Below are 6,228 nucleotides of genomic sequence, written 5' to 3'. Positions count from 1 at the left end.
GTCGTGGGCATGTTCGGCAGCCTGTTCTTCGTCGTGGTGCTGGGCTGGGGCATCTCGATCATCGCCGGCGCCCTCGCCCTCACGATGTTCAACATCCCCATCCTGGTGCGTGTCATCCAGCAGGCGCTGGCCGACGTTCCCCAGTCGCAGCGCGACGCCGCCCTGGCCATGGGCCTCACCCGCTGGGAGACCACCGTCAACGTGCTGCTCCCGGCCGCCATGCCCGCGATCATGACCGGCGTGGTCATCTCGGCCGGCCGCGTGTTCGGCGAGGCTGCCGCCCTGATCTTCACCTCGGGCTCGGCCGCCGCGCGCATCAACTTCGCCGCCGCCATCACGAGCCCGCGCAGCCCATGGAACATCTTCCGCCCCGCCGAGACGCTCGCCGTACACATCTGGAAGCTCAAGATGGAGCCCACCCCCGGCAACGACGAGATCGTCTGGGGCACCGCCGCGGTGCTCATCATCTGCGTGTTGCTGTTCAACGTGCTTGCCCGCGTGGCCGGCAAGGCGCTCTCGAGGAGGCTGACGAGCGAATGACCCAGACCGTAAACGAGGAGCTGGCCGACAGGATCATCGCTGCCCAGGCGGCCGCCGCCTGCGCCCCCAGTTCCGACGAGCACCTGCTCGCCACGCAGGACGTCACGGTGCGCTACGACCACACCCACGAGGCCCTGCACCCCACGAGTCTCGCCTTCGATGCCGGCACCGTCACGGCCCTCATCGGCCCGTCGGGCTGTGGCAAGTCGACCTTCCTGCGCTGCCTCAACCTCATGAACCGCGAGATCGCCCGCTGCGACGTGGGCGGCCGCATCTACTACCACGGCCGCGACGTCAACACGCGCCAGGAGAACCTCTACGAGCTGCGTTGCTCCATCGGCATGGTGTTCCAGCAGCCCACGCCCTTTCGCAAGTCGATTCGCGAGAACATTCTCTTCGCCCCGCGCCGCCATGGTCGCATCGCGAGCAGGGAGGCCGCAGACGAGCTGGTCGAGAGGAGCCTGCGTCAGGCGGCCCTGTGGGACGAGGTCAAGGACAAGCTCGACCGCAGCGGCCTGGGCCTTTCCGGCGGCCAGCAGCAGCGCCTGTGCATCGCGCGCACCCTGGCGATGCAGCCCGACGTGGTGCTGTTCGACGAGCCGTGCTCGGCGCTCGACCCCATCTCGACCTTCACGGTCGAGCAAACGATTCGCGCCATCGCCGACGCGGGCATCTGCGTGGCGATCGTGACGCACAACATGGAGCAGGCCACGCGCGTCTCAGACCGCACGGCGTTCTTCTACATGGGAGACATGGTCGAGTGCGGCCCCACGAAGCAGGTCTTCATGGCGCCTAGGGACCAGCGTCTCGCCGACTACCTGAGCGGAAGGTTTGGCTGATACGGATGGCTAAGGAGTTCGAAACGAGGACCGGCCGCGAGATCGAGGGCGTCGCGAGCGCCATCAGCGTGCGCGACTTCAACCTCTGGTACGGGGATTTCCAGGCCCTCAAGGGCATCTCCCTCGAGATTCCCGAGAAGCGCTGCTGCGCATTCATCGGCCCGTCGGGCTGCGGCAAGTCGACGCTTCTGCGCACGTTCAACCGCATGTGCGACTTCGTCGAGGGCGTGCACACCAACGGCACCGTCGAGTTCTGCGGTCGCGACGTCTTCGAGATGGACGCGAACGCCCTGCGCGTGCACGTGGGCATGGTCTTCCAGCACCCCAACCCGTTCCCGATGAGCATCCGCGACAACGTGCTCTACGGCCCGTCGCGCATGCGCAAGCTGGGCCGCGCCGAGGCCGACGAGCTCGTGGAGCGCTGCCTTACCGAGGCGGCTCTCTGGGACGAGGTCAAGGACAAGCTCGACCACAGCGGCCTGGGGCTGTCGGGCGGCCAGCAGCAGCGCCTGTGCATCGCCCGAGCGCTTGCCACGAGTCCCGACGTGCTGCTCATGGACGAGCCCACGAGCGCCCTCGACCCCATCTCGACCCTCGTGGTCGAGGAGCTCATGCTCAAGCTCGCCAAGCAGCACACGGTGGTCGTCGTGACGCACAACATGCAGCAGGCCACCCGCGTGGCCGACAAGACCGCCTTCTTCTACCTGGGAGAGCTCGTCGAGGCCGGCCGCACCCGCGACCTGTTCTCGAACCCCCAGCAGACCCGCACGCAGGAATACCTCTCAGGAAGGTTCAGCTAATGGCTACCCGCACCGAGTTTCTCAAGCAGCTCAAGGACATGGAGGCGCTGATCATGCGCTTTGGCGAGAAGTCCGCGGCAGACGTCCGCGCGGCGGGCCTCGCCGCCACGGGCGACGCCGGTGCCGACGCCGGCATCATCGAGGGCCGCAAGGCCGCCGAGCGTCTGCGCACCCAGATTGAGGGCATCTGCCTCGACACGATGCTGCTCCAGCAGCCCCTCGTGGGCGAGGACCTGCGCTTCGTCTCGGCGACGTTCCGCATCGTCTCCGACCTCGCCCAGATTGACTCGATGACCCGCGACGTCGCGTTCATCTACTCCGAGATGCCCGCCGACGCCCCCACCGAGCTGGGCGGCAACTTCCAGGCCATGGCCGACCGCGCCGCCGCGATGGTCGAGGGCGCGGTGGCGGCCTTCGTGGGCTCCGACACCGTCCAGGCCCGCGCCGTCATCGACGCCGACGACGAGCTCGACCGCCTCTACACGGCCTGCGAGCAGGAGGTCGTCGACCTCATCAAAGGCGGTCAGGGCACCGCGGCGAGCCTGCCCGAGCTGCTCATGGTGGCCAAGTACTTCGAGCGCATCGGCGACAAGGCGCAGCGCGTCGCCGATTGGACGTTCTTCCGCGTGAGCGGCGAGCGTATCCTTTCCTATGGGGATGCGCCGTCCGGCTCCGAGGAGGCGTAGTCCCGAGGTGGAGGCCAACGGGATGGGGGGCGCCCCTGTGATCTACTACGTCGAGGACGAGAAGAACATTCGTGAGCTTGTGGTCTATGCGCTGGCGCAGGCCGGCATCGAGGCCAAGGGCCTGGCGGACGACGCGGCCTTTCGCCGCGCCTGCGCCGAGCGCGTGCCCGACGCGGTGCTGCTCGACATCATGCTCCCCGACACGGACGGCCTGTCCATCCTGCACCGCATCCGCCAGACGCCCGGCCTCGCGCACGTGCCCGTGATGATGCTCACGGCCCGCGACTCCGAGCTCGACACGGTGACCGCCCTCGACGGCGGCGCCGACGACTACCTCGCCAAGCCCTTTGGCATGATGGAGATGGTGAGTCGCGTGAGGGCCCTGCTGCGCCGCTCGCAGCAGGGGCCCGCGGACGCGCCCGCGGCCTCCGACGTGGTCGAGGTGGGGCCGCTGCGCCTGTCCGACTCGCGCCACGAGGTCTCGTGCGCGGGCGAACCCATGAGCCTCACCGTGCGCGAGTTCGAGCTGCTATCCTTCCTTATGAGGTCTCCGGGGGTCGTCTTCAACCGCGAGACGCTGCTGCAGCGCGTGTGGGGCTGGGACTTCGACGGCGGTAGCCGCACGGTCGACGTCCACGTCCAGACGCTGCGACAGAAGCTGGGCGAGCATGCCGACCTCATCGAGACGGTGAGGGGCGTCGGCTACAGACTGAGAGGCTAGCCATGAGCGATATGGCCACGACGGACACCACCCCCACCAAGGACGCCCGCGCGCGCCGGCCGCCCTCGCTTGCCCGGCGCTTCTTCGTGGCCCTGGCGGTGCTCTCCGCCATCGCCGCGGTGGCCGTGCTTGTGTGCTCCTCGCTCATCTACCAGAGCGCAAGCGTCGACGACGCCGGCAAGATGCTCGAGAGCGAGTGCCGCATCGTGCGCTCGGCGCTGTCGGGCAGCGACGCGGACGTCATGCGCCTCACCTCGTTTGCCTCGCAGGACGTGCGCGTGACGCTCGTGTCCTCAGACGGCAACGTGCTCTATGACAACCAGAACAACGTGGCCGAGATGCCCAACCACGCCGATCGCCCCGAGATCGCCCAGGCCCTGCAGACCGGCGCGGGCGCGGCCGAGCGCGACTCCGAGACGAGCGGATACGTGTCGATCTATCGCGCTGTGCGCCTCTCCAACGGAAACGTCGTGCGCCTCGCCGTCGACCGCGACGGCGCCATGACGGCCATCAAGCATGACATGCTGCTCGTCTGCACCGTGGTCGCGGCCGTGGTGCTGCTGTGCTGGGCGGCCTCGCGCCTCGTGGCAGACCGCCTCGTGGCGCCCATCGACGCAATCGACCCGGCAGACCCCGAGCCGCACTCGAGCTACGTCGAGCTCGAGCCGCTCATCGAGCGCATCTCCGACCAGGTGGAGGAGCTGCGCGGGTCCGACCTCATGCGCCGCGAGTTCACCTCCAACGTGACCCACGAGCTCAAGACGCCGCTCTCCTCGATCCAGGGCGCGGCCGAGCTCATCCGCGACGGCATCGCCCGTCCCGAGGACGTGCCCGAGTTCGCCGGGCGCATCTACGACGAGGCCCACCACATGACCGAGCTCGTGAACGACATCCTCACCCTCTCTAAGCTCGACGAGTCCGAGCGAAGCGGCGACCAGAGCCTGCTGGGCTCGGTCGAGCCGGTCGATTTGGGCCGCACGGTGAGCGAGGTGGCGCGCCGCCTCGCGCCCGCCGCCGAGGCCGCGGGCGTGGAGATTACCGCGATGGGGGAGAGCTGCGTGGTGCGTGGCATGCCGCACCTGCTCGACGAGCTCGTCTACAACCTGTGCGACAACGCGATCCGGTACAACCGCGAGGGCGGCTTCGTCGACGTCTCGGCGCGCATCGAGGACGGCCGGCCCGTGGTCGTGGTGGCAGACTCCGGCCGCGGCATCCCGGCGGCCCAGCAGGGTAAGGTGTTCGAGCGCTTCTACCGCGTCGACGCGAGCCGCTCGCGGGGCACCGGCGGCACGGGCCTGGGCCTGGCCATCGTGAAGCACGCCGCGATGCTGCACGGCGCAGAGCTCACTCTCGACTCTGAGGAGGGGCGCGGCACCACCATCTGCGTGCGCTTCCCGGCCGAGTCGCTCGTCTCGACCCTGGGGGAGTAGGGCACCTGCCGTGCGCTTCTCGGCCGCCCCGGCGCCCGCCGCGTCTGCAACCCGCCTCTAGCGCGAGGGCGTGCCCGTGCCTCTCGGACGCGTCCGGGTACTGCCGCGCGCTTCTCGGCCTGCGTGGCTGCGCTAGAATAAACAGGTTATCTAGCTCAACAGAGAGGCTCACATGGCAACTGACGCTTCCGCTTCCTCGCGTCCCAGCTTCCCGGCGCGCGCCGTCGTCACGGCCGGCATGCCCTACGGCAACAAGGACCTGCACTTTGGCCACATTGGCGGCGTGTTCGTTCCGGCGGACTTCTTCGCCCGCTTCCTGCGCGACCGCATCGGCGAGGAGAACGTCCTGTTCGTCTCGGGAACGGACTGCTATGGCTCGCCCATCATGGAGGGCTACCGCAAACTCACCGAGGCCGGCGAGTTTACCGGCACCATCACTGACTACGTGCGTGGCCACCACGACAACCAGAAGGCGGCGCTCGACGCCTACGAGATCTCTCTCGACATCTTCTCCGGCTCGGGCCTGGAGCCGGCCGCGCCCTTCCATGCCAAGCTCTCCGACGAGTGGATCCGCCGCCTGTACGAGGCGGGCGTCCTCAAGAAGCGCTCCACGCTGCAGTTCTATGACACCGAGGCCAAGACGTTCCTCAACGGCCGCCAGGTCATTGGCCGCTGCCCCGTGCGCGGCTGCAAGTCCGAGAAGGCCTATGCAGACGAGTGCGACCTGGGTCACCAGTTCGACCCCGAGGAGCTCATCAACCCCGTGTCGCAGCTCACTGGCACCAAGCCCGAGCTGCGCCCGTGCGACAACTGGTACTTTGACCTGCCCGCCTTCCGCGACGCGCTCGATGCGCTCATGGACGAGTGGGACGCCGACCCGCAGGTGCGCTCCATCGTGACCAAGACGGTGCGCGAGAGCCTCGTGGCGCCGGTCATCTACATCAAGAACGAACTGCGCGCAGACTTCGACGCCGTGGCCGAGAAGCTGCCTAAGCACACCGTGCACGAGGCGCAGGGCAACCAGGCGTCCTTCTCGGTCGAGTTCGCCAACTGGGAGGCTCGCGACGAGGCGCGCGAGGTGCTCGAGGGTGCGCACGTGCGCTTCCGCACCGGCAAGTGCCTGCTGCCGTTCCGCATCACCGGCAACATCGACTGGGGCGTGGCCGCGCCCGACCTCGAGGGCACCGAGGGCCTCACCGTGTGGTGCTGGCC

General features: G+C 68.4%; 7 protein-coding genes. All 7 read left to right on the top strand.

The genetic code is table 11. The features are described 5' to 3' along the window. Positions 1-540 (top strand): PstA family ABC transporter permease (locus tag AC1VTH_RS05805; protein WP_481335204.1); only part of this gene is annotated, 540 nt, incomplete at its 5' end. Then, positions 537-1,379, top strand: coding sequence for a phosphate ABC transporter ATP-binding protein (locus tag AC1VTH_RS05800; protein WP_481335202.1), 843 nt, complete (start codon positions 537-539; stop codon positions 1,377-1,379). The genes AC1VTH_RS05805 and AC1VTH_RS05800, both read left to right, overlap by 4 nt. 5 nt (positions 1,380-1,384) lie before the next feature. Beyond that, positions 1,385-2,179, top strand: a complete 795-nt coding sequence (pstB, locus tag AC1VTH_RS05795) for a phosphate ABC transporter ATP-binding protein PstB (RefSeq protein ID WP_293674039.1) — start codon at positions 1,385-1,387, stop codon at positions 2,177-2,179. Beyond that, the gene (locus tag AC1VTH_RS05790; protein ID WP_293826462.1) at positions 2,179-2,865 is read left to right on the top strand and encodes a phosphate signaling complex PhoU family protein; all 687 of its coding nucleotides are present in this window, start codon (positions 2,179-2,181) and stop codon (positions 2,863-2,865) included. Before pstB ends, AC1VTH_RS05790 begins: the two co-directional genes overlap by 1 nt. 37 nt (positions 2,866-2,902) lie before the next feature. Continuing rightward, positions 2,903-3,586, top strand: a complete 684-nt coding sequence (locus AC1VTH_RS05785) for a response regulator transcription factor (RefSeq protein WP_481335201.1) — start codon at positions 2,903-2,905, stop codon at positions 3,584-3,586. A 2-nt stretch (positions 3,587-3,588) separates the two neighbouring features. Next, complete coding sequence (locus AC1VTH_RS05780) at positions 3,589-5,016, top strand: sensor histidine kinase (protein ID WP_481335199.1); 1,428 nt, start codon at positions 3,589-3,591, stop codon at positions 5,014-5,016. 172 nt (positions 5,017-5,188) lie between these two features. Further along, a partial coding sequence (locus tag AC1VTH_RS05775; protein ID WP_481335198.1) for a class I tRNA ligase family protein occupies positions 5,189-6,228 on the top strand: 1,040 nt, incomplete at its 3' end.

Source organism: Parolsenella sp., from assembly GCF_982402205.1.
Note: the sequence above shows the minus strand (reverse complement) of the source record. Positions and strands in the feature narration are given on the sequence as shown.